Source organism: Nonomuraea soli (assembly GCF_013761175.1).
GTDB classification, from domain to species: Bacteria; Actinomycetota; Actinomycetes; order Streptosporangiales; family Streptosporangiaceae; genus Nonomuraea; species Nonomuraea soli.
Window position 1 is genome coordinate 348,309 of the sequence record NZ_JACDUR010000004.1, and the last position, 20,742, is coordinate 369,050.

General features: G+C 70.8%; 25 protein-coding genes. 19 read left to right on the forward strand and 6 right to left on the reverse strand.

The annotated features are described in order from the left end of the window. Nucleotides 1-20: 20 nt before the first annotated feature. Nucleotides 21-1,379, forward strand: a complete 1,359-nt coding sequence (locus tag HNR30_RS20075; protein WP_181611439.1) for a carbohydrate-binding protein — start codon at nucleotides 21-23, stop codon at nucleotides 1,377-1,379. Here the strand turns inward: HNR30_RS20075 and HNR30_RS20080 are convergent. Beyond that, entirely contained in the window at nucleotides 1,376-2,692 is a 1,317-nt protein-coding gene (locus HNR30_RS20080) for a PTS transporter subunit EIIC (RefSeq protein ID WP_312894522.1), read from the reverse strand. The genes HNR30_RS20075 and HNR30_RS20080 overlap by 4 nt on opposite strands. Nucleotides 2,693-2,757: 65 nt before the next feature. Continuing rightward, a complete protein-coding gene (locus HNR30_RS20085; RefSeq protein ID WP_181611440.1) occupies nucleotides 2,758-3,498 on the reverse strand; it encodes a GntR family transcriptional regulator in 741 nt (246 codons plus the stop codon). 93 nt (nucleotides 3,499-3,591) lie between these two features. On the opposite strand from HNR30_RS20085, the gene HNR30_RS20090 reads away from it, so the two are divergent. The 5 genes from HNR30_RS20090 to ptsP are packed head-to-tail and all read left to right on the forward strand — an operon-like array spanning nucleotide 3,592 to nucleotide 7,277. After that, on the forward strand, nucleotides 3,592-4,614 hold the full coding sequence (locus tag HNR30_RS20090; RefSeq protein ID WP_246378890.1) for an SIS domain-containing protein: 1,023 nt from the start codon (nucleotides 3,592-3,594) through the stop codon (nucleotides 4,612-4,614). Nucleotides 4,615-4,643: 29 nt separating this feature from the next. After that, nucleotides 4,644-4,880: a PTS sugar transporter subunit IIB gene (locus tag HNR30_RS20095; protein WP_181611442.1), complete on the forward strand. Its 237-nt coding sequence runs from the start codon at nucleotides 4,644-4,646 to the stop codon at nucleotides 4,878-4,880. A 4-nt stretch (nucleotides 4,881-4,884) separates the two neighbouring features. Next, a complete protein-coding gene (locus tag HNR30_RS20100; protein ID WP_181611443.1) occupies nucleotides 4,885-5,334 on the forward strand; it encodes a PTS sugar transporter subunit IIA in 450 nt (149 codons plus the stop codon). Nucleotides 5,335-5,358: 24 nt separating this feature from the next. Continuing rightward, nucleotides 5,359-5,607 (forward strand): HPr family phosphocarrier protein, encoded by a 249-nt coding sequence (locus tag HNR30_RS20105; protein ID WP_181611444.1) that lies wholly within the window; start codon nucleotides 5,359-5,361, stop codon nucleotides 5,605-5,607. Beyond that, nucleotides 5,604-7,277 carry a phosphoenolpyruvate--protein phosphotransferase gene (gene ptsP, locus HNR30_RS20110; RefSeq protein WP_181611445.1) on the forward strand — a complete coding sequence of 558 codons (1,674 nt, stop codon included), beginning with the start codon at nucleotides 5,604-5,606 and terminating at the stop codon, nucleotides 7,275-7,277. The genes HNR30_RS20105 and ptsP overlap by 4 nt, the downstream gene beginning before the upstream one ends. A 4-nt stretch (nucleotides 7,278-7,281) precedes the next feature. Here ptsP and HNR30_RS20115 read toward each other — a convergent pair whose 3' ends face one another. Further along, the gene (locus tag HNR30_RS20115) at nucleotides 7,282-9,012 is read right to left on the reverse strand and encodes a dsRNA-binding motif domain-containing protein (RefSeq protein WP_181611446.1); all 1,731 of its coding nucleotides are present in this window, start codon (nucleotides 9,010-9,012) and stop codon (nucleotides 7,282-7,284) included. Then, nucleotides 9,009-9,344, reverse strand: coding sequence for a hypothetical protein (locus HNR30_RS20120; RefSeq protein ID WP_181611447.1), 336 nt, complete (start codon nucleotides 9,342-9,344; stop codon nucleotides 9,009-9,011). Before HNR30_RS20120 ends, HNR30_RS20115 begins: the two co-directional genes overlap by 4 nt. Before the next feature lie 100 nt (nucleotides 9,345-9,444). Between HNR30_RS20120 and HNR30_RS20125 the strand changes: the two genes are divergently transcribed. Further along, nucleotides 9,445-10,689 carry a glycoside hydrolase family 3 protein gene (locus tag HNR30_RS20125; RefSeq protein WP_246378891.1) on the forward strand — a complete coding sequence of 415 codons (1,245 nt, stop codon included), beginning with the start codon at nucleotides 9,445-9,447 and terminating at the stop codon, nucleotides 10,687-10,689. Here HNR30_RS20125 and HNR30_RS20130 read toward each other — a convergent pair. After that, nucleotides 10,686-11,900 (reverse strand): serpin family protein, encoded by a 1,215-nt coding sequence (locus HNR30_RS20130; protein ID WP_181611448.1) that lies wholly within the window; start codon nucleotides 11,898-11,900, stop codon nucleotides 10,686-10,688. The two genes, HNR30_RS20125 and HNR30_RS20130, sit on opposite strands and share 4 nt — an antisense overlap. Nucleotides 11,901-11,951: 51 nt before the next feature. On the opposite strand from HNR30_RS20130, the gene HNR30_RS20135 reads away from it, so the two are divergent. From HNR30_RS20135 to HNR30_RS20185, 11 genes are all read left to right on the forward strand, one after another. Then, nucleotides 11,952-12,587: an HAD family hydrolase gene (locus tag HNR30_RS20135; protein ID WP_312894523.1), complete on the forward strand. Its 636-nt coding sequence runs from the start codon at nucleotides 11,952-11,954 to the stop codon at nucleotides 12,585-12,587. A gap of 46 nt (nucleotides 12,588-12,633) precedes the next feature. Then, nucleotides 12,634-13,155, forward strand: a complete 522-nt coding sequence (locus HNR30_RS20140; RefSeq protein WP_181611449.1) for a DUF6912 family protein — start codon at nucleotides 12,634-12,636, stop codon at nucleotides 13,153-13,155. Further along, nucleotides 13,148-13,777 carry an HAD family hydrolase gene (locus HNR30_RS20145; protein ID WP_181611450.1) on the forward strand — a complete coding sequence of 210 codons (630 nt, stop codon included), beginning with the start codon at nucleotides 13,148-13,150 and terminating at the stop codon, nucleotides 13,775-13,777. Before HNR30_RS20140 ends, HNR30_RS20145 begins: the two co-directional genes overlap by 8 nt. Before the next feature lie 50 nt (nucleotides 13,778-13,827). Then, on the forward strand, nucleotides 13,828-14,550 hold the full coding sequence (locus tag HNR30_RS20150; RefSeq protein ID WP_376771751.1) for an HAD family hydrolase: 723 nt from the start codon (nucleotides 13,828-13,830) through the stop codon (nucleotides 14,548-14,550). A 61-nt stretch (nucleotides 14,551-14,611) separates the two neighbouring features. Next, nucleotides 14,612-15,007, forward strand: a complete 396-nt coding sequence (locus HNR30_RS20155; RefSeq protein WP_181611451.1) for a hypothetical protein — start codon at nucleotides 14,612-14,614, stop codon at nucleotides 15,005-15,007. An 8-nt stretch (nucleotides 15,008-15,015) separates the two neighbouring features. Beyond that, on the forward strand, nucleotides 15,016-16,056 hold the full coding sequence (locus HNR30_RS20160; protein WP_181611452.1) for a hypothetical protein: 1,041 nt from the start codon (nucleotides 15,016-15,018) through the stop codon (nucleotides 16,054-16,056). Between the two features lie 4 nt (nucleotides 16,057-16,060). Continuing rightward, nucleotides 16,061-16,864, forward strand: coding sequence for a pentapeptide repeat-containing protein (locus HNR30_RS20165; RefSeq protein WP_181611453.1), 804 nt, complete (start codon nucleotides 16,061-16,063; stop codon nucleotides 16,862-16,864). Nucleotides 16,865-16,919: 55 nt separating this feature from the next. Beyond that, nucleotides 16,920-17,285, forward strand: a complete 366-nt coding sequence (locus HNR30_RS20170) for a DUF2089 domain-containing protein (RefSeq protein ID WP_220133786.1) — start codon at nucleotides 16,920-16,922, stop codon at nucleotides 17,283-17,285. After that, entirely contained in the window at nucleotides 17,282-17,542 is a 261-nt protein-coding gene (locus HNR30_RS20175) for a hypothetical protein (protein WP_181611454.1), read from the forward strand. Before HNR30_RS20170 ends, HNR30_RS20175 begins: the two co-directional genes overlap by 4 nt. A gap of 17 nt (nucleotides 17,543-17,559) precedes the next feature. Then, entirely contained in the window at nucleotides 17,560-17,964 is a 405-nt protein-coding gene (locus HNR30_RS20180) for an SHOCT-like domain-containing protein (protein WP_181611455.1), read from the forward strand. 32 nt (nucleotides 17,965-17,996) lie between these two features. Then, entirely contained in the window at nucleotides 17,997-18,581 is a 585-nt protein-coding gene (locus HNR30_RS20185; protein WP_246378893.1) for a DUF1707 SHOCT-like domain-containing protein, read from the forward strand. A gap of 95 nt (nucleotides 18,582-18,676) precedes the next feature. Here the strand turns inward: HNR30_RS20185 and HNR30_RS20190 are convergent, their stop codons facing one another. After that, nucleotides 18,677-19,843, reverse strand: a complete 1,167-nt coding sequence (locus tag HNR30_RS20190) for a cytochrome P450 (protein WP_181611457.1) — start codon at nucleotides 19,841-19,843, stop codon at nucleotides 18,677-18,679. Between the two features lie 101 nt (nucleotides 19,844-19,944). Here HNR30_RS20190 and HNR30_RS20195 point away from each other — a divergent pair, with 101 nt between their 5' ends. Beyond that, nucleotides 19,945-20,652: a TetR/AcrR family transcriptional regulator gene (locus HNR30_RS20195; protein WP_181611458.1), complete on the forward strand. Its 708-nt coding sequence runs from the start codon at nucleotides 19,945-19,947 to the stop codon at nucleotides 20,650-20,652. The last annotated feature ends 90 nt before the right edge of the window (nucleotides 20,653-20,742 follow it).

Here is a 20,742-nt window from a genome sequence, read left to right on the forward strand (position 1 = left end):
CAATTCGAGGAGAGATCTACATGCTCCGCAAGCAAGCCGCGGGGATGGGCGTCACCCTCGCCCTCGTCCTCGCCGCGATTCCGGCGGTCGCCCAGGCCACCGCCGAACCGCCCAACCCTTACACTCAGGCCCAGCAGGAACACAGCGCCGTCTCCGACCCCGACCCCAAGCTGGTCGAGGCGGTCAGCCGTGACCTGGGGATCACCGCCGACCAGGCCGAGGTGCGGCTCGTCAACGAGGCCGCGGCGGCCCAGGTCGAGTCGCTGTACGCGGGCAAGCTCGGCGCCTCCTTCGCTGGCCTGTGGGTCTCGGGACCGACGGCCACGCTGTCCATCGCCACCACCTCCACGGCCCAGTTGCAGACCATCCGCGACCTGGGCGGCACCCCGATCCTGGTCGCCGACCCGCTCACCACGCTGGAGGGCGTCAAGGCCAGGCTCGACTCGCTGAAGCTGCCGCGCGGCGTCGCGTCGTGGTTCGTGGACGTGCGGGCCAACAAGGTCGTCGTGCTCACCCGTGACGTCGGCCGCACCCAGCTGTTCATCGACGCCAGCGGCGTCGACACCGGCAAGGTGCTGGTCCAGTCCACCACCGAGCGGCCCGTACCGTACTACGACGTGCGCGGCGGCGACGCGTACTACATCGGCAGCGGCAGCCGCTGCTCGGTCGGCTTCCCCGTGCAGCGCGCGGGCAGCCAGGGCGGGTTCGTCACCGCGGGTCACTGCGGTTCGACGGGCCAGACGACGACCGGCTACAACCGGGTCGCGCAGGGCACCTTCCGCGGTTCCTCGTTCCCCGGCAACGACTATGCCTGGGTCGAGGTCAACAGCCAGTGGACGCCGACCCGCCTGGTCAACGCCTACAGCGCCGGCCTGATCACGATCACCGGCTCGACGCAGGCGGCCGTGGGCTCCTCGATCTGCCGTTCCGGCTCGACCACGCAGTACCACTGCGGCACGATCGGCCAGCACGGCACCAGCGTCACCTACCCGCAGGGCACCGTTTCCGGCGTCACCCGCACCTCGGTCTGCGCCGAGCCGGGCGACTCGGGCGGCTCGTTCTTCTCCGGCAGCCAGGCGCAGGGCGTCACCTCGGGCGGCTCGGGCAACTGCAGCTCCGGCGGGACGACCTACCACCAGCCGGTCAACGAGATCCTGCAGACCTACGGCCTGTCGCTGGTCAGCACCGGCGGTCCGACCAGCTCGCCGACGAGCTCGCCGACCGGCTCGCCCCCCGGCGGCACCTGGGCGCCGTACACCGCGTACGCGGTCGGTTCCACGGTGACGTACGGCGGAGCCAGTTACCGGTGCATCCAGGCCCACACGTCCCTTCCGGGCTGGGAGCCGTCGAACGTGCCGGCCCTGTGGCAGCGCCTCTAGCCGGTTCTTGAAGAGGGTTCGCCGGAGTCCACGTCGGGCTCCGGCTCCCTCCCGGGGGTGAGGATGTTCAGCCGCTTGATGAGGAAGCTGAACACGAAGTAGTAAATGACGGCATAAATCGCCCCTAGTGTGAGCACCGCCCACAGGTTCTGCGTGTTCGACTTGCTGGCATTCAGCAGCAGGTCGATGAGCCCCGCCGAGAACCCGAACCCGAGCTGGGCGTCGAGCAAGGTCATGATCGCCATCGCGGCCCCGGTGAGCAGCGCGTGCACGACGAACAGCACCGGCGCGACGAAGACGAAGGCGAACTCGATCGGCTCGGTGATGCCGGTGACGAACGAGGCCAGGCCCGCCGACAACATGATGCCGCCCACGGTCGCGCGGCGGTGCGGGGGAGCCGCCCGCCACATGGCCAGCGCCGCGGCCGGCAACGCGAACATCATCACCGGGAAGAAGCCGGTCATGAACTCGCCCGCCGTCGGGTCGCCGGCGAAGTAGCAGTTCCAGTCGCCGCCCAGGGTCTTGCCGTCGACCTGACACTCGGGCACCAGGTACCAGACGATCGAGTTGGCGAAGTGGTGCAGTCCGAGGGGGATGAGCAGCCGGTTCAGCACGCCGTAGATCCCCGTGCCCACGGCTCCCGCGCCCGCCAGCAGCTCGCCCGCGTGCTCGATCCACTCCGCCAGCACCGGCCAGAGCCACCCGATCAGCACGCCCAGCAGCAGCGCCACGATCGAGGTGATGATCGGCACGAACCTGCGCCCGCCGAAGAAGGCCAGCCACGCGGGCAGCTTGATGCGGTGGAAACGCTGCCACAGCAGGGCGGTGACCAGGCCGATCAGGATGCCGCCGAGGATGCGGGTGGGATTCTGGGTGCCGTAGTTGATGACCTCCTCGAGCGAATCGGTCCTGATCAGGACCTGCTCGCGGATGCCGGAGCCGAGGAACATCGTCCGCGTCACCCGGTCGAAGACCAGGTAGCCCACGACCGCCGACAACGCCGTGGTGCCGTCGGACTTGCGCGCGAAGCCGATGGCCACACCGACGGCGAACAGCAGCGGCAGGTTCTCCAGCAGCGCCGCTCCGGCCGCGGCGATCACCGCGGCCACGTCGGTCATCCAGTGGAAGCCCGACACGTCGGCCAGGCCGCCCGGCTCCGGGCCGTTGGAGCCCAGCATGTCGGGCTGGCCGAAGCGCATCAGCAGGGCGGCTGCCGGTAACGCGGCGATGGGCAACATCAGCGAGCGGCCCAGGCGCTGCATCACGCCCATCAGTCGGGCGAACGGCGAAACGGTCGCTGCGGTCTCGTTCACCGGGGATCCTCGGGAGGTGCGGGGGGAGAACAGGAACAAGGCCGCCGTGCCGTACGGCACAGCGGTCAGGGGCGGCGCGCGGGCATCTCCAGGCTGGTGCGCAGCTGGTAACGGTCGGCACGATAGGTGGAGACGCCGAGCTCCGCGCAGACCCCGCCGGAGAAGGAGCGGCGCGACAGCAGGAGCACGGCCCCGCCGCGGTCCAGCTTCAGCAGGTCGGCGTCGGACGGGTCGGCGATGCCGCCGTCGATGGTCAGCTCTCCGGCGTCCATGACCAGCCCGTGGCGCTTCTCCAGCAGCTCGTAGAGCGAGCGCTCGGCCAGATCGTAGTCGCCCAGGTCGGGCGCCAGGTAGACCGGGATGTGCGCGCGCTCGATGGCCAGCGGTTCGCCGTCGGCCGTGCGCAGCCGTTCGATGAAGTGCACCTCGTCGCCGGGCTGGATGCCCAGTTCCTTGGCCAGGTGGGCGCTGGCCCTGACGACGCGCCGGTCGAGGTCGCGCGAGCCGGGGACGAGCCCGCGTGCGCGCATGTCGTCGGTGAAGGAGGTGAGCTGGAGCGCGAGCTCGATCTTGGGGCGGGCCACGAAGGTGCCCTTGCCGGGCACGCGGTGCAGGCGTCCCTCGCTGACCAGGTGGTCGACCGCCTGGCGCACCGTCATCCGCGACAGGCCGAAGCGCTGGCAGAGCTCGCGTTCCGACGGGATCGCCGCCCCGATGCTGAGCTCGTTGTTCTCGATGAGATCCAGCAGGATCTCGCGCAGCTGGAAGTACTTGGGCACCGGACTGTCCGGATCGATATGCGCCACAAAGCCTCCCGTAAGCTATGGTTCGTACTGGTCTAGTCCGGACTAGACCAGCTTGCCAAGATATTAGTTGATAGGAGCAGTATGGCCACCCAGATGCGTAGCGAGATCGCCGAACAGCCGGCGGCACTCCGAGCCACACTGGAGGCCCTGCTGCCCCGTGTCGGCGAGGTGCGAGCGCTCGGCGAGCAGACCAAGAGCCTGCTGTTCATCGCGCGCGGAACGTCCGACAACGCCGCAGTCTACGGGCGTTACCTCATCGAATCGCACGCGGGACGCCTGGCGGCCCTGGCCGCGCCCTCGATCGCGACCACCTACAAGCGCAAGCTCGACCTCGACGGCGTGCTCGCGGTGGCCATCTCCCAGTCGGGCAAGACCGAGGAGATCGTCGAGACCCTCGCGTGGGCCAAGGACTGCGGCGCCGCCACGGTCGGCATCACCAACGGTGGTCCGGACAGCCCCCTCGCCCAGGCGGCGGACCTGGCGCTGTGCACCGAGGCGGGCGTCGAGAAGGCCGTCCCGGCGACCAAGACCTACACCACCCAGCTGGCCGCCCTGGCCGTGCTGGCGATCGGCCTGGGCGCCGACGTGAACCCCGACGACCTGCAGAAGGTGCCCGACGCCGTCGAGCGCCTGATCGCCGAGCCCGGCGACCTGGAGGCCGTCGTCGAGGGCCTGGCCGACAAGCCCGGCGTGGTCGTCTCCGGCCGCGGCCTGGCCTTCTCGACCGCCCTGGAGACGGCGCTCAAGCTCAAGGAGGCCTGCTACCTGCACGCCATGGGCCTGTCGTACGCCGACCTGCTGCACGGGCCGATCGCCGTCGTCGACGAGGACACCCCCGCGCTGCTGGTGGCCGCCGAGAACAGTCCGACCCTGCAGGGCACGGTCGCGCTGGCCGAGCGGGTCGTCTCCGCGGGCGCCTCGGCCTTCACCGTCGGCGGCGGCGCCGCTCTGGCCAAGGCGGGCACGGCCGCGCTGAACGGCCCGGACCTGCCCGAGTGGGTCGCCCCGATGGGCCTGATCGTCCCCGGCCAGCTGCTCACCGAGGCGCTCGCCCGCCGCCTGGGCATCGACCCCGACGCGCCGAGAGGCTTGAACAAGGTCACGCAGACCGACTGATCTACCCTGGTCAGCAAGGGGGAACAACCATGGCAGCAAGTGCAGAGGCGATCATCGCCGGGCTCGGTGGCGCCGACAACATCATCGAGATCGAGCCATGCATCACGAGGTTGCGGACCGAGGTGCACGACGCGTCCAAGGTCGACCAGGCGGCCCTGAAGGCCGCCGGCGCGCACGGCGTCATGGCGGCGGGCAACGTCGTCCAGGTCGTCGTGGGACCGGAGGCCGACACCATAGCCAGCGACATCGAGGACATCATCGGCTGAGACCATGACCACCACTGTTATCGCCCCCGTGGAGGGGTCGGCTGTGGGCTTGGCGGCGGTGCCGGATCCGGTGTTCTCCGCTGGCATGGTCGGTCCGGGAACGGCTATCGACCCGATTCGGGGACCGGGTAAAGCGGTCGCTCCCATCGCCGGAAAAATCATGAAGTTGCATCCGCACGCCTACGTCATCGTGGGGGACGACGGCAAGGGCGTGCTGGTCCATCTAGGCATCGACACGGTCCAGCTCAAGGGCGAGGGCTTCCAGCTGCTCGCCGCGGAGGGCGACCGGGTCAGCGCGGGCCAGCCCGTCGTGGCCTGGGATCCCGCGGCGATCGAGGCGGGCGGGCGTTCGCCCGTCTGCCCGGTCGTGGCGCTCGACGCGCCCATCGAGTCAGTGACGGGGGTCGCTCTGGGAATGGTTCACGTAGGTGATGAACTGTTCCAGTTGGGATGATCTGACGGAAAGGATGGTGCACAGATGGCTGAGCGCAAGGTGACCGTGGTGGCCGAGGTGGGACTGCACGCGAGGCCCGCCGCGACCTTCGTCCAGGCCGCCGCCAAGGCGGAGGGCGAGGTGACGATCGCCAAGCCGGGCAAGGACCCGGTCAACGCCAAGAGCATCCTGGCGGTGATGGGGCTCGACGTGCGGCAGGGCGAGGAGGTCGTGATCGCCGGCGACGACGAGATGTTGCTCGACGAGCTCGCGGCCATAGCGTCGGCGCCATGAGACTCCAGGGAGTCGGTGTCAGCACCGGGGTCGGGTACGGCCCTGCCTACGTGATCAGTGACGCGATTCCCGAACCCCCCGCCGGTGAGCGCCACGACGGAGACGCCGAGGCGGAGCAGGACCGGGCCGCCCAGGCCGTGGAGCGCGTGGCCGAGGATCTCGAGCTACGCGGCTCCAAGGCCGGCGGCCAGGCCCGCGACGTCCTCGGCGCGCTGGCCATGATGGCGCGCGATCCCGGCCTGGCCGTCGAGATCAAGGATCTCGTGGCCACCGGCCTGTCGGCGCCGCGAGCCATCTTCGAGGCCTTCCAGAAGTACCGCGACCTGCTCGCGGCGGCCGGCGGCTACCTGGGCGAGCGGGCCGCCGACCTCGACGACATCCGCGACCGCGCCGTCGCCGTGCTCACCGGGCGGCGCATGCCGGGCGTGCCCGCGGAACCGGCCGACGGCGCCCGGCCGTACGTGCTCGTCGCCCGCGACCTGGCGCCCGCCGACACCGCGCTGCTCACCCCGGCGATCGTGGCCGCGTTCGTCACCGAGGACGGCGGGCCGACCAGCCACACCGCCATCCTCGCCCGCGCGATGGGCGTCCCGGCCGTGGTCGCCTGCCACGACGCGCTCTCGCTCACCGGGGACCTGCTCGTCGACGGCGGCTCCGGCCTGGTGGTCCAGGAACCCGCGAGCGACGAGGTCTCCTCGGTACGGCAGGCGGACGCCTCACGCCGCGCCCTCCTGGAGGCCGCGACCGGCCCGGGGCGCACCGCCGACGGGCATCCCGTGCCGCTGCTGGCCAACGTGGGCGGCCCCGCCGACCTGGAGCTCGCCCTGCGCAACGGGGCGGAGGGCGTGGGCCTCTACCGCACCGAGTTCCTCTTCCTCGACCGCGCCGAGGCCCCGACCGCCGCCGAGCAGGCCGAGGCCTACCGCGCGGTCCTGGAGGCCTTCCCGGACGGCAAGGTCGTGGTGCGCACCCTCGACGCCGGGGCCGACAAGCCGCTGGCCTTCCTGCCGCCGCCGGGGGAGGAGCCCAATCCGGCGCTGGGGGTGCGCGGCCTGCGCATGTTCAGGATCTTCCCCGACATCATGTCCGGTCAGCTCGGCGCGCTCGCCGAGGCGGCTGCGGGCCTGACCGCCCAGGTCCAGGTCATGGCGCCCATGGTCGCCACCGCGCACGAGGCCGCCTGGTTCGCCGCCGCCTGCCGTACCGCCGGATTGCGTGAGGCCGGGGTGATGATCGAGGTGCCGGCCGCCGCGCTGCGCTCGGACGACCTCGCCGCCGAGGTGGACTTCCTCTCCATCGGCACCAACGACCTGGCGCAGTACACCTTCGCCGCCGACCGGCAGCTGGGCACGCTCAGCAAGCTGCAGAACGCCTGGCAGCCCGCGCTGCTCGACATGATCGCCGCCGCGGTCGGCTCGCACGGCAAGCCCTGCGGCGTCTGCGGCGAGGCCGCCGCCGACCCGGCGATGGCCTGCGTGCTCGTCGGGCTGGGGGTGACGTCGTTGTCGATGGCGGCGCCCGCCCTGCCCGCCGTACGCGCGGCACTGGCCGGGCACACGCGCGAGCAGTGCCGTGCGGCGGCTCGCGCGGCACGGGCCGCCACCACGGCGGACCAGGCCCGCGAGGCGGCACGGGGGATGTTGCCGGGGCTCGGGGACCTGGGGCTGTAAGGGGTCAGCCGAAGGCGTTCTGCTGCTTGAGCGCCTCGCCCTCCATGGCGTCGAAGTACGCGCGGAAGTCGACGGCCACCTCCTCGGCCAGTTTCCTGTCCATGCCCTGGCCGACGAGCAGGTCGGTGAACGCTGCGACGTAGCTGTCGCGCAGTCCCTCGGCGTACTGCTCGGGCGTGATGTCGTCGGGCTGGCCCGCCAGCCATTGCGCGAACTTGTTGGCGCCCAGCTGCGCGGCCACCCCGGCCAGCGACGACAGGGCCGCATCACTGATCTTGGCGGTACCAAGGCCGGTGAAGAAGCCCAGGTAGAGCTCGCGCTCCTGCTTCGACGAGTCTTCGCGGCGCAGGTTGTCGCCCTGCGCGGAGTAGATGGCGCCCATGACGATGCCCAGGGGCCCGAGGGCGGCGACCATCTCGTCGTTGAGCGCCGGGTCCGCCGCCATCTTCTCGTAGTCGCCGCCGTGCTCGGCGAGCAGCGTCTCGAACCCGCTTCCCGCCATCAGCTCGGCGACCTGCCGTGCGAGGGCGTCGGACGACGACTTGTGCACGATCGCGCCCCCGAGGAAGTCCTGCACCATCTCGGGCGTCACTCCCGCCGGCAGGAGCGGCTCCCTGGCCGGCGGCAGGTCGAGGCCGGGCACGCCGTCGACGTAGGAGGCGGCCATCAGGTGACCGGCGTTCTCCAGATACGGCAGGAACGCCGTGGTCAGCGCGAGCGACAACGCTTCGTCTCCGGCCATGGCGTCGACGAAGTAGTCCTGCGAGCCCAGCCGCAGCACGTTGCTCCAGGCCCGGTCGAGGGTCTCGGGGTTGGAGGTGGTCTGGTCCAGCGCGCCGGGCAGCGAGGCGGCCAGGGCCTTGCGATACTCGGGGTCGGCCAGCATGCGGGGGTCGAGCAGCAGGTTCGCGGTCGCCGGGTCGGCCAGCAGCTCCTGCAGCAGCTCCGGGTGATGGCCCAGGGCCGTCATCGTGAGCGAGGTGTTGTAGTCGGTGACGCCCACGGCCAGGCCGAACGTCTGGGTGAGGACGGGCACCGCCGCGCGGACGAAGTCCTCTGGCATCCGGGTCGAGACCAGCAGCACCGCCATGGCGTCCAGGCCGAGGCGGTCCAGGAGGTGGGCGCGCAGCTCGGGGTCGTCGGCGGCCGCGATGGCGTCCATGAGCGGCTGGAACCTCTCCTGGAAGTAGGCCAGCTGCTCGGGGCTGAGCCCGAGGTGCGAGCCGGGGCCGTACGCCTCGGTGGCCTTGTTGAGCAGGGCCACGACGTTCTCCTTGCCGAAGGCGCGCAGGAAGGCCGCGGCGTACTCCGGATCCTTCAGCTCGTCCTGGTGCGCGGCCAGCCACTCCTCGACCGCCCGCCAGTCGCCGTCGCGTTCTGCCTTGGCCCACAGCTCCTTGAACTCCGCGCCGTCGGCCGCGCCCTGCTCGGCGGCCTTCTTCGCGCTCTCGAACCGGGTGCTGCCGTAGACGGTCTCGCCGTCGACCGTGGCGTCGGGGGCCGAGGTGATCACCTTGACGCGCCACGTCAGCTCGCGGGCCGACTCCTCCAGGAAGGCGCGATACCTCTGATAGACGGTGAAGGACGCCTGCGCCTCCAGGACGGCGTCCGACTGGGCGACGCACAGGGCGTGCTTGAGATCGGCCAGGAAGCCGTCGGAGATCGCGTTCCTGGCACTGTCCATGGCGGCCACCAGCTCGCGGGCGCCCTCCGGGTGGATGCCGACGTAGCTCATCGGTTGCGGTTCTCCTCGAGCTTGTCCGCCGACCGGCGCAGGTTGCCCGCGGTGTCGAGGTAGGGGTTGCGGTAGCCGGGGATCTTCTTGGCGAACGCGGGATCGCCCAGCAGGGCCCGGTGGAACGGCTCGGAGGCCGGTCCGGACCAGACCGGCTCGCCGTCCCGTTCGAGTTTGGCGGCCACGTCCTTGGTGAAGGAGGCCACGGTGCCCGCCCACTCGTCGAACCTGCGCGCCGCGATCCGCTTGGCGGACGCCTCGTCCGCGGAGGAGTTGAACGTCAGCGGCGGGAAGGCGCTTCCGCCGCCTCCCGCGCTGTCCTCGTATGCCATGCCGTGGGACGCTAAGGCGGGCCGATATGGTTTCGCTTTTGCGTGGCTATTGGCCCCAGGTGCGGTCCGTGCACGTCGTCACCTGGATACGGTGGGTGTCATGGTTCGAGGCATCCGCACGGCACGGCTCCTGGCGATCGCGACCGTGATGACGGCCTGCGCGGCCACGGCCCCCGCCCAGTCGCCGCCGACCGCGGCCAACGTCGTCAGCCCGCGGCCCTCCGCCGCTCCGGCGACCTCCGCGGCCTCGGATCCGGTCAAGCGGGTGCTGGCCGGGATGAGTGTCGAGGAGAAGGTCGGCCAGCTGCTCATGCCGGTGCTGCCGGGCACCGCCGCCGATGCCAGAACGATCAGGAAGTACCACCTCGGCGGCGTGATCCTCTTCCCCGACAACATCAAGACCGTCCCGCAGGTGGTGGCACTGACCAACGGCCTGCAGGCGGCGGGCAAGGTGCCGATGCTGATCGGCACCGACCAGGAGAACGGCATCGTGTCGCGGGTCGGCGCGCTGATGACGAAGTTCCCCGGCGCCTCGGTGATCGGCGACACCGGCGACCCCGCGCTCTCCCGCGCCGTGGCCGAGGCCACCGGCGAGGAGCTGCGCGCGCTGGGCGTCAACCTCGACTTCGCGCCCGTCGCCGACGTCAACGTCAACCCGCGCAACCCGGTCATCGGCCGGCGCGCCTACGGCGACGACCCGGCCAAGGTCTCCACGATGGTGGCCGCGGCCGTCAAGGGTTTCGCCGACTCGGGTGTGGCCGCCACAGCCAAGCACTTTCCCGGCCACGGCGACACGACCACCGACAGCCACACCGGGCTCCCGGTCATCAAGCACACGCGTAAGCAGTGGGAGAAGCTCGACGCCCCGCCCTTCAAGGCGGCGATCGCGGCGGGCGTCGACGCCATCATGACGGCCCACATCGTCATCCCCTCCCTCGACCCCTCCGGCGATCCGGCCACGCTCTCCAAGCCGGTGCTGACCGGGCTGCTGCGCGGCAAGCTGGGGTTCAAGGGCGTCATCAGCACCGACGCGCTCAACATGGAAGGCGTGCGCACCAAGTACGGCGACGGCGAGGTGGCCGTGCGGGCCGTGCTGGCGGGGGCTGACCTGCTGCTCATGCCGCCCAGCCTCGACAAGGCGTACGGCTCGGTGCTGGCGGCGGTGAAGTCGGGGCGCATCTCGCAGCAGCGGCTCGACGAGTCGGTGACGCGGCTGCTGCAGCTGCGCCAGAAGCTGGGGATCCTGCGCAAGGCCCCGGAAGCCTCGGTGGCGCGGGCGCAGGAGGTGCTGCGGTCGGCCGAGCACCGCAGGCTGGCCGCCAAGGTGGTGCGGGCCGGCCGTTAGGGAGCGGCCACGTGCCCCAGGAAGAGCGGGGTGCGCGTCGGCAGGTGGACGATCACGAAGGCGAACGGGTGGTCGGCACGGACCACCGCCTCCGCCTGCGGTCCGGCCGACGCGGGGAAGGCCATGCCGGTGACCGCCGCGGCCTCGGTGCCCTGCTCGTCGACGGTGATGGTCGCCCGGTGGATCGCCGCGCCGAGGAAGAGGCCGTCGGCGATGCCGGAGAAGTCGTTGCTCTTCAGCGGGATCCGCTCGCGCAGGTCGATCGAGGTGCCGAAGTCCCACTTGGGCATCGCAAGGTCCACCGGCAGCTCCTTGAGCGAGCTGCCGACCTGCCGCAACGTCTGCGGTGACAGCAGGCCCGCCGGAGCGGTGCCCGCGGGCGGGACGAGGACCCACATGGCCAGCTCGCTCTCGGCGTAGCGCAGCTCGACGGCCTGCCAGCCCTCACCCTCGGCGTAGCGCAGGGGCGTCTTGTGGCGCATCAGCGTGGTCTGGACCGTCGTGCCGTCCCCGCGGGTGAAGGCGGCCTGCTCCGGCGGCTCCTTGCCGAACGGCTGGTCCCAGTCGGCCCTCAGGTAGACGGCGTTGGTGATCACGGCCTTGGTGTCGGGGTCGAGCCGGTCGAAGACCTTCTTGATGCGCCCGGCCGTCTGCTCGTCGGCCCAGGCGTCGATCACCTTGGTGGCGTCGCCGCGGAAGTCGACCTCGCGCACGCCGGTGCCGTACTGCGCGGCCAGGGTGTGCAGGAAGGGCTGTTTCGGCGTGAAGCCGCGCTGGGTGAACAGGCCGTTGGCGATGGCGACCACCGGGGGCTCGCGCCGCTGCTCGTTCTCCTCCCGCTCCCGAGCGGGTGGCGGCGGGCCGTACGTCGTGACGATCTGGCTGGTGAGCAGGTTGAACGCGGTGTGCGGGCCTTCGGCGGGGAAGCCGAAGAGGGCGTCGAGCTCGGTGCCCGTCGCCGGGGCCGCGCCCGCCCTGGCCATGCCGTAGGCGTAGGCGATGCTCAGCGGGGAGATCACGTGGTTCTCGGCGGGGCGGGCGGTCCTGCCGTACAGCTCGCAGGCGAAGGCGGTCAGGCCGCGCACGGTCTCCTCGACCGGCGCCTCGCGGACGGTCTCGCGTTCCACTCCCACCGCGGTGATCACGTCGGCGTCTCCCGTGGATCCGCAGGCCGCCACGAACACCAGCAGCCCGGCCAGTAGTCTGCGCACACCTCTAGGACGGCGCGGCGGATCTCCTGGGTTCATCTAGAATCTAATTCTGTGATCAAAGGTGTACTTATCGACTGGGGTGGGGTGCTGACCGGCTCGATGGGCGAGTCGATCATGCACTGGATCGAGACCGACCGCATCGACCACGACCATTACCGCGAGGTCATGCGCGACCTCGTGGCGGAGGCCTACTCGCGCGACACCGCCGACAACCTGATCCACGCGCTGGAGAGGGGCGAGATCCCGCCCGCCGACTTCGAGGAGCGGCTGGCCGTCCAGCTGCGCACCCTCGACGGCGTGCCGCCGGTGGCCGCCGGCCTGATGAGCCGCATGTTCGCGGGCTTCGCGCGCGACGAGGCCATGTACGGCATGCTGCGCGAGGTGCGCAAGCACGGCGTCAAGACGTGCCTGCTCTCCAACTCGTGGGGCAACTCCTACCCTCGCGAGGGCTGGGACGAGCTCTTCGACGCGATCGTGATCTCCGGCGAGGTCGGCATGCGCAAGCCGGAGCCGCGCATCTTCCACCACGCGCTCGACCTGATCGGGCTGCGCCCGGACGAGTGCGCGTTCATCGACGACATCGAGGCCAACATCGCCGCCGCCGAGGCGCTCGGCATCAACGGCATCCTGCACAAGGACGCCGCCACCACCATCGCGGAGCTGGAGCGGCTGTTGCGCTCGCCCTGAGCCGGTCCCGGCTTCGCACGTCACCCTCGCTGGCATGATTGACCTCATGCGTGTCTATCTGCCGTGCACCATCCCGGCCCTGGCCCGAGCGGCCGAGACCGGGGAGGTCGGTCCAGCTCCTCTCACGGGCTTCGCCGTGACGCCCTCGCTCACCGAGTGGTACGCCTCGGGCGACACCGAGGAGCTGGAGTACGTCGCCCTGACCGAGGCGGCCCGCGCCTCGCTGCGCATGCTCGCCGCCGACCGGGCCGACGGCGTCGTCGCGCCCGGGCGGCGCGTCGTGATCGCCGCCGACGTGCCCGACGACATCGTCGTGGCGGGAGCGGCGCTGGAGGAGCGGGCCAGGGTACGGCTGCGCGAGGCGGTGCCGATGGCCAAGGTCGCCGCCGTGCACGTCGACGACCGCTTCGCCGCACGCGACATCGAGGAGGCGGTCGTCGCTCTTCCCGCCGCCGACCAGGGCGACGACGACGCCAAGTTCACCGTCGACGGCGCCGAGGCGCACGAGCTCCTGTGGTACGCGACGCAGGAGATACCTGACATCCTCGAAGATGTAAGGCATGACTGAACACATTCTCTGGGACTGGAACGGCACCCTTTTCGACGACATCGACGCCATCGTCGGTGCGACCAACGAGGTCTTCCTGCCCTACGAACTGCCGCCGCTCGACGCCGACGGCTTCCGCGCCGTCTACACCCGGCCGGTGTGGGCGACCTACGAGGTCATCCTCGGCCGCGAGCTGCGCGAGGGCGAATGGCGCCTGCTCGACGACGGGTTCCACGAGAGCTACTTCCGCCTGATGACGGCCTGCCGGCTGGCCGAGGGCGCCGAGGCCATGATCAAGGCCTGGTCCGGCACCCAGTCGTTGTGCTCCATGGCGCCCCACTCCCACCTGGAACCCCTGGTGACCTCCTTCGGGCTCGACACCTACTTCGTGCGCGTCGACGGCCTGCGCGACGGGGCCACCGGCGGCGAGAAGGCCGATCACATGCTGGCGCACATCCGGGCGGCCGGGGTCGACCCGGCCAAGACCCTCGTGATCGGCGACAGCGTCGACGACGGCGTGGCCGCCAGGCACGTCGGCGCGCGGGCGGTGCTGTACACCGGCGGGATGACGCCGCGGGCGAAGCTCGAAGAGACGGGATTCCCCGTGGTGGACAGCCTTGCCGAAGCGCTCAACCATGCTTAAATCGGTCGTCCCATCGGTTTGAAGGGCCTGCCGGCCGTACCCTTGTGCCCGTGAAGTCCCGCCTCGTGCTCTGGAACGTCGACCTCACGCTCGTCGACGTCCCGATCGTCACCCGCGACGCGTACGCCGAGGCGTTCCGCGTCGTGACGGGCCGCCCCCTCGTGAAGCTCGCTCCCGCCCTCGGACGACCGGAGTCGGAGATCGTCTTCGACGTGTTCGCGCGCAACGGGATCCAGCCGGAGGACGACTACCTGCCGCGCTTCCTGGCCGCGCTGGCCGTGTCGTTCGCCTCCCGCGCCGACCGGATCGCCGCCACCGGCCGCATGATGGCCGGCGCCCGCGAGGCGCTCGAGGCGGTGGCGCGGCTCGACGGCGTGGTGCAGTCGCTGCTCACCGGGTCGATCAAGAGCAACGCCGTGCACAAGCTGCGGGCCTTCGGGCTCGACGGGCACGTCGACTTCGAGATCGGGGGGTACGGCGAGGAGGTCTACCCCAAGGCGGCGCTGGTGCAGGTGGCGCAGGGGCGGGCCAAGCAGAGGTACGGCACGGCGTTCGCGGCGGCGAACACGGTGGTGATCGGCGACTCCACGCACGACGTGCAGGCGGCCCGCATCGGCGGGGCTGCGGTGATCGGGGTGGCGTCGGGCCGGTCGATGGCCTCCGAACTGCGGGAGGCGGGAGCGGACGTGGTGCTGCCCGACCTGTCCAACGCCTCGGAGGTCGTGGCCGCGGTGGCCGGGCTGACCTCGCCGGTGGACCGCAAGGCGGGATAGCCCGATCCGGCGGTGACGCGCCGGTCTTGGCGCGAGCGCGCACAGCGGTCATCATCGGCCTATGCGGCTGCTGGTGCGCTTGTGGGTGATGGTGCTCCTGGCCCAGTCCCAGCCAGGCATCACGCCCCCCGGCAACGGACGGTCGGGCGACCAGGGCGTCCTGTGTCCCCACTGCCGTGTCCCGCAGTCCGCGCGGCCGCCGCGCCACACGTGCAGCCGCTGCCGGAAGTGTTTCCTGGTGCGGGCGTGCACTTCGCGCGCCAAGGAGAGCCACTACATGGTGAACGGCGGCGACAGGCACGGCTGGCGGTGCGACGTGGACAACCGTGTCATGGGCTACGACCGCCCCATCGCCGCGCTGGTGAAGTGTCCCGAGCGCCGATGCGGCTGTTTCAACGTGCGCACCGGCGCTGTCATGACATGCGAGTATTGCGGCCAAAGATTCAGAACCAGCTGAGGTCACAGATGGCGAACCTGCTCTCGGGCGCGTCCGGAGGCATCACCCGGATCGGGCGCTATTTCACGATCGTCAGCGCCATTCCCGCCGCGCTGTTCGCCACCTACCTCTACGTCCTCATCAAGAGCGGAGCCTGGACCGGCACGCTGGACTGGGCGAAGGTCTTCGACGGGCTGCAACTGGCCGACGTCGCGCTGCTGACGATCCTCACGGCGGCGGGGGCGCTGGCGGCCAACCCCCTGCAGTTCATGCTCATCCAGTTCATGGAGGGCTACTGGAACGGTGCGCTGCTACGGCCCCTGGCCCTCCTGCGCACCCTCCACCACCGCCGCCGATACCAGGAGACCGAGGACCAGATCGACGCCAGCGCCTGGTACCTGAGCCGGCTCGACGCCGACCACCGGCCTCCTTCGCGCCGAGCGACGCTCGACGCCCTTCGCGCGGACGCCCTGAACGCGGAGATGCGCCGCATCCGGGCGGGCTACCCCGACGGACTCGACGAGGTGCTGCCCACCCGGCTCGGCAACATGCTGCGCCGCTACGAACGGCGCGCGGGCTCCATGTACGGCATCGACTCGCTCGTGGCCGTTCCGCGCATGGCCATGACCGCGCAGGCGCCGGAGCTGAGCTACCTGACCAATCAGCGCACCCAGATGGAACTGGCCGTGCGCACGGCCGTTCTCGGGTTCGTCGCCGCTGTCGTGACGATTCCGTTCATGTGGCACCAGGGCGCCTGGCTGCTGCTGGCGGCTGTTCCCTACGCCATCGCCTACACCTCGTACCGGGGCGCGGTGGCGCTGGCCGCCGAATACGGCACCGCGATCGCGACGCTCATCGACATGAACAGGTTCGCCCTCTACGACCGGCTCCGGCTGGCCCATCCGGACGACAGTGCGGTCGAGCGTGAGCGCAACGTGGTCCTGATGAAGATCCTCGAGGCGGACCCCCGCACCCGCGAGGCCGCGCCGCTCCTCGCCTACGTCCCGCCCGCACAGCCGCCGGAGGCGGTCGCGGAGCAGGCGACGGATCCGACATCCGGCGAGGAATGACCGAGTGACAGAGACACCCGCGCAGACCACGGCGCAGGCGGCAGACGACAACGATCTCCCCCTGGGCCTGCCCGTCACCGACGAGGACCTCAGGCCGCCCGCGAGCCCGCCCGCCCCGGCCCGGACTCCCGGGCGTGAGCTGCGGGGACGCGATCGGTGGTTGTGGTTGTGGCCGCTCCTCACCCTGGGCGTCATGGTCGGCGTGGGGATGCTCTGGGGGTCGCTGGGCACCTTCCTCAGCGGCGTGATCGTCGTGGCGGCCCTCATCCTGTTCGTCGGCGACGAGGTGCTCCAGACGGCTCACCGGCTGGCGGTGACGATCCTGGCGGTGGTACTCGTCGTGATCGGCTGGATGGGATACCAGCGCGGTGTGCCGTTCTTCTCCACGGAGACGCTGAAGGCCGGCGGAGCCTCCCCGTCCGAGAGCGCCCCGTCGCCCGTGGACCTTCGCGGCAGGAAGCTGACCGCCGACGACCTCAAGGGGGTCAACCTGCGCGGCGCCGACCTCGCCGGCGCCGTTCTCGACGGACTGGACCTGCACGGCGTCGATCTCAGCGGGGTCAACGCCCAGGGAGCATCGTTCCGCAGGTCGATGCTGGACCGGGCGCAGCTGAACGACGCCGATCTGCGGGGCGCCGACCTGCGCGAGGCCTGCTTGTACGGCGCGCAGCTGCGCCGGGCGGACCTGCGCGGCGTGGACGCGACCGGTGCCGACACCACGGACGTCGTGGCCGACACGGAGACGCTGGAACGGGCGGCGTCATGGCCTGACGAAGGCACGGCGGGTAGATGCGGCTCCAGCTCTTGAAGAACTTAAGTTCTTCGAGTTGAGAGCTTAAGAAAATTAAGGTTCAATGAGGGCCATGGTGGACTGGCAGGAGCTGACGGATCTGACGCGCGGGCAGCCGTTCGTGGTCGAGCGGGTCCGGCTCACCGGCAGCGGCATCGCGGTCGAGGGGCAGTTCGAGCCGCCGCAGCTGGCCCGGCTCGGCGTCGAGGACCAGGTGTTCGTGGCCGCGTTCGTGCGGTCGCACGGCTCGATCAAGGAGATGGAGCGGATCTTCGGAGTGAGCTACCCGACGGTCAAGTCTCGCCTGAACCGGATCGCCGAGCAGCTCGACTTCGTCGACACCGACCCGGCGCCGATAGGCGCCGACGTCGTCGAACGCCTGCGCCGCGGGGAGATCGGCGTTCAGGAGGCGCTGGCCGAGCTGGAGCGTCCACGATGATCCCGATGCTGGTGACGATCCGCCGTCGCCGCCCGGGCGGGCGCTGGAGGCGGCTCGCGGTGCCCGTGCTCCCTGTGCTGCTGGTGCTGTCGCCGCTGCTGCTGCTCGCCGTCCTGGCGGGGCTGGTGGCGTGCCTCGTCTTCCGGGTGAATCCGGCGCAGGCGCTGGCCGTCGCCGGGCGGGTGGCGGGGGCGCTGCCCGGCACCCTGATCGAGGTCGACGACGGGCGTACGGCCCTGCGGATAAGCGTGAGATGAGCGAATGTGAGCAACGGATGAACGAGCAGCGCCGCCAGATCCTGCAGATGCTCGCCGACGGCAAGATCACGGCGGGGGAGGCGGAGCGGCTGCTCGACGCCCTCGACCGCGAGAAGCCCGCGTCGCCGCGGGCGAGGCCCCGATACCTTCGGGTCCTGGTGAGCTGGGACGACGACTTCGACGGGCCGGGCAGGGTCAACGTCAGGGTGCCGCTGCAACTGCTGCGGGCCGGCGTGCGGCTCGCCAGCCTCCTGCCTCCCCAGGCACTCGCCAGGGCCAACGACGAACTGGCCAGATCGGGCGTGCCGATCGATCTCACCCAGCTCAAGCCGCAGCACCTCGACGATCTCGTGGAGCACCTCGACGACCTCACCGTCGATGTCGACCAGCCCGACGCCAAAGTACGGCTCTACTGCGAATGACCACCGACCGTGATGAAGGGAAGATGCCGGCCATGACCGAGTTGCGAGCGTCCGACGAGGACCGTGATCGGGTCATCACGGTGCTGCACGCCGCCGTGGGCGACGGCCGCCTCGACCCGGTCGAGTTCGACGAACGGCTCGACGCGGCGCTGACCGCCCGCACCGTCGCCGCGCTGACCCCGCTCGTCGCCGATCTGGTCGCCGAGCCCGGCGGCTTCGGGGCGCTCGCGCTGCCCGCCGACCCGCCCGCCGAGTCGCTGACCATCAAGGAGAAGCACGGCTCCGTGCGCCGCGACGGCCGCTGGACCCTGCCGCGACGGCTGGAGCTGCGCACCGCGTGGAGCGACGTGCTGCTCGACCTGACCGGCGCGGTGCGCAGCGGGCCCGAGCTGGTGATCGAGATGCGGGTGAGCGGCGGGGCCGTGGAGTTGCTCCTGGCGCCCGGCATGGTGGTCGACGCCAACGAGCTGTCCGTACGACACGGGGTGGTCGACATCGCCCGCGACGGCGACGACGGCACGCCGCAGACGTTGCGCGTCCGCCTGGTGGGCCGCATGCGCCACGGCAGGATCGGCGCCAGGTGGCAGGCCGCCCGCCGTACGGCCATCGGGTCGTGAGGCTCGCGGGTCGTGGAGCTCGCGGGTCGTGGAGCTCGCGGGTCGTGAGGCTCGCGGGGCGTGGGCCGGGCGGGCGGTGACGGCGCGGGGCGCGGTCACCAGGTGACCGGCAGGCGGTGCACGCCGTAGAGATCCATGTCGTGGCGCATCGGGATCTCCTCGGCGGGCACGGCCAGCCGGAGCGCCGGGAATCTACGCATGAGCGCGGGCAGGGTCACCCGCATCTCGACCCGGGCCAGCTGCTGGCCGAGACACTGGTGGATCCCGTAGCCAAAGCCCAGATGACCGGTGGCAGCACGACGCAGGTCGAGGACATCGGGGTTCGGGTACTTCACCGGGTCGCGGTTGCCCGCCACGACCGACAGGGCCACACTCTCCCCGGCCGACACCAGCCGGCCGCCCACCTCGACGTCTTCCAGGGCCGCTCTGGCGCCGGTGTGGACGATGCTGAGGTAGCGCATCAGCTCCTCCACCGCGCTCTCCGGGCTCTCCTGGAGAGCGGGGAGCTGGTCAGGATGCTCCAGGAGCGCGTAGGTGCCCAGGGCGATCATGTTCGTGGTGGTGTCGAGTCCCGCCCCGAGCAGAAATCCTCCGACGCCCGCGAGCTCGTCGTCGCTCAGGTCGGTGTCGGTCAGGTCGCTGAGCAGGTCGTCGGTGGGGCGGGTGCGCTTGGCCGCCACGAGCTGCCTGACGTATTCGCCGATCGCGCCGAACGTGGCGTACTGCTCCTCTGGTGTGGCGTCCAGCCTGCTCATGCGGGCCGCGTGGCCGGCGAAGTCCTCCCGGTCGGCGTACGGCACGCCGAGCAGCTCGCAGATCATCAGCGCCGGGACCGGCCGGGCGAGAGACTCCACCAGGTCGACGGGCGCGCCCTGCCCGGCCATGGCGTCGAGGTGCTCGGCGGTGAGCTCCTCGGCCCGCTCGGTGAGCTGGTTCATGCGGCGCACGGTGAACTTGCCCGCCAGCAGCTTGCGGTAGCGGGTGTGCTGGGGCGCGTCCATCCCGGTCAGGTCGCCGACGGGTGCGGGCGGCATCTGGCCCACGTCGGCGAGCGGGTAGTGGAGCAGCTCGTAGCGCGAGCTGAAGCGCTGGTCGGCCAGCACGGCGCGGATCAGGGGATAGCTCGTCACCAGCCAGCCGAGGTGGCCGTCGGGGAAGCGCATCCGCGTGATCGGCCGCTCGGAGCGCAACCGGGCCAGCTCGACGGGCGGGTCGAAAGGGCGTCCAGCGGGCCGCCGGGTGGGGAGCGTTACCTCGGTCATGCCTAGCCTCCTGTGAACAGCGTACTGAATATGTGAACACTGTACGCAGCAGTTTGCGCTGTGCGCAATCGCGTTACACTGTGCATGAACAGGAGGGCCGCATGCCGAACCCAGACAGCCCGATCCCGTCGGTGTGGACCCGCCCGCCGAAGAAGGCGCCCGCCCTCAGCCGCGAACAGATCGTCGCCGCGGCCATGAAACTGCTCGACACCGAAGGGCTCGAAGCGCTGAGCCTGCGCCGCCTGGGCGTCGAGCTCGGCGCCGCGGCCACCGCCTTCTACCGTCACGTCGCCAACAAGGACGAGCTCATCGAGCTGGTCGTGAACGAGGTCTACGGCGAGCTGCGGATCGACGGCGAAGCCCCGTGGCGCGAATCGGTGACCGTGATCGCTCACAGCTTCCGCGCCGCGATCCTGCGCCATCCGTGGTTCGTCTCGGTGATCGGCGAGGTCGGCCTGGCCTACCTCGGGCCCAACGTGATGGGCAAGACCGACCAGATGCTCGCCGTGCTGGAACGGGCCGGATTCGCCCTGGAAGATGCCGATCTGGCGATGACCGCCGTGTTGTCGTTCGTGGTCGGCCACACCACCAGCGAGGCGGCCTGGCTGACCACGCTCGCCCGCAGCGGCCGGAGCGAGCAGGAGTGGATGGACGGCCTGGTCCCGGTCGCCGAGCAGGCCGCCCAGCCGTACCCGGCCCTGCGGCGCCTGTTCGAGCTGCAGCGACGATCCGGTGCGGCGACGCGGGAGGACAGTTTCGCCTACGGTCTCGAGCTCATCCTCGACAGTCTGGAGCGGCGAATGCGATGAATCTTGGCGGGTTGCTTCGCTCATGCCGGTCGATAGCGGCTTTCTCCCTCGCATATGCGGATGTAGGCTGATGTCGCCGCGTCCCGTCAT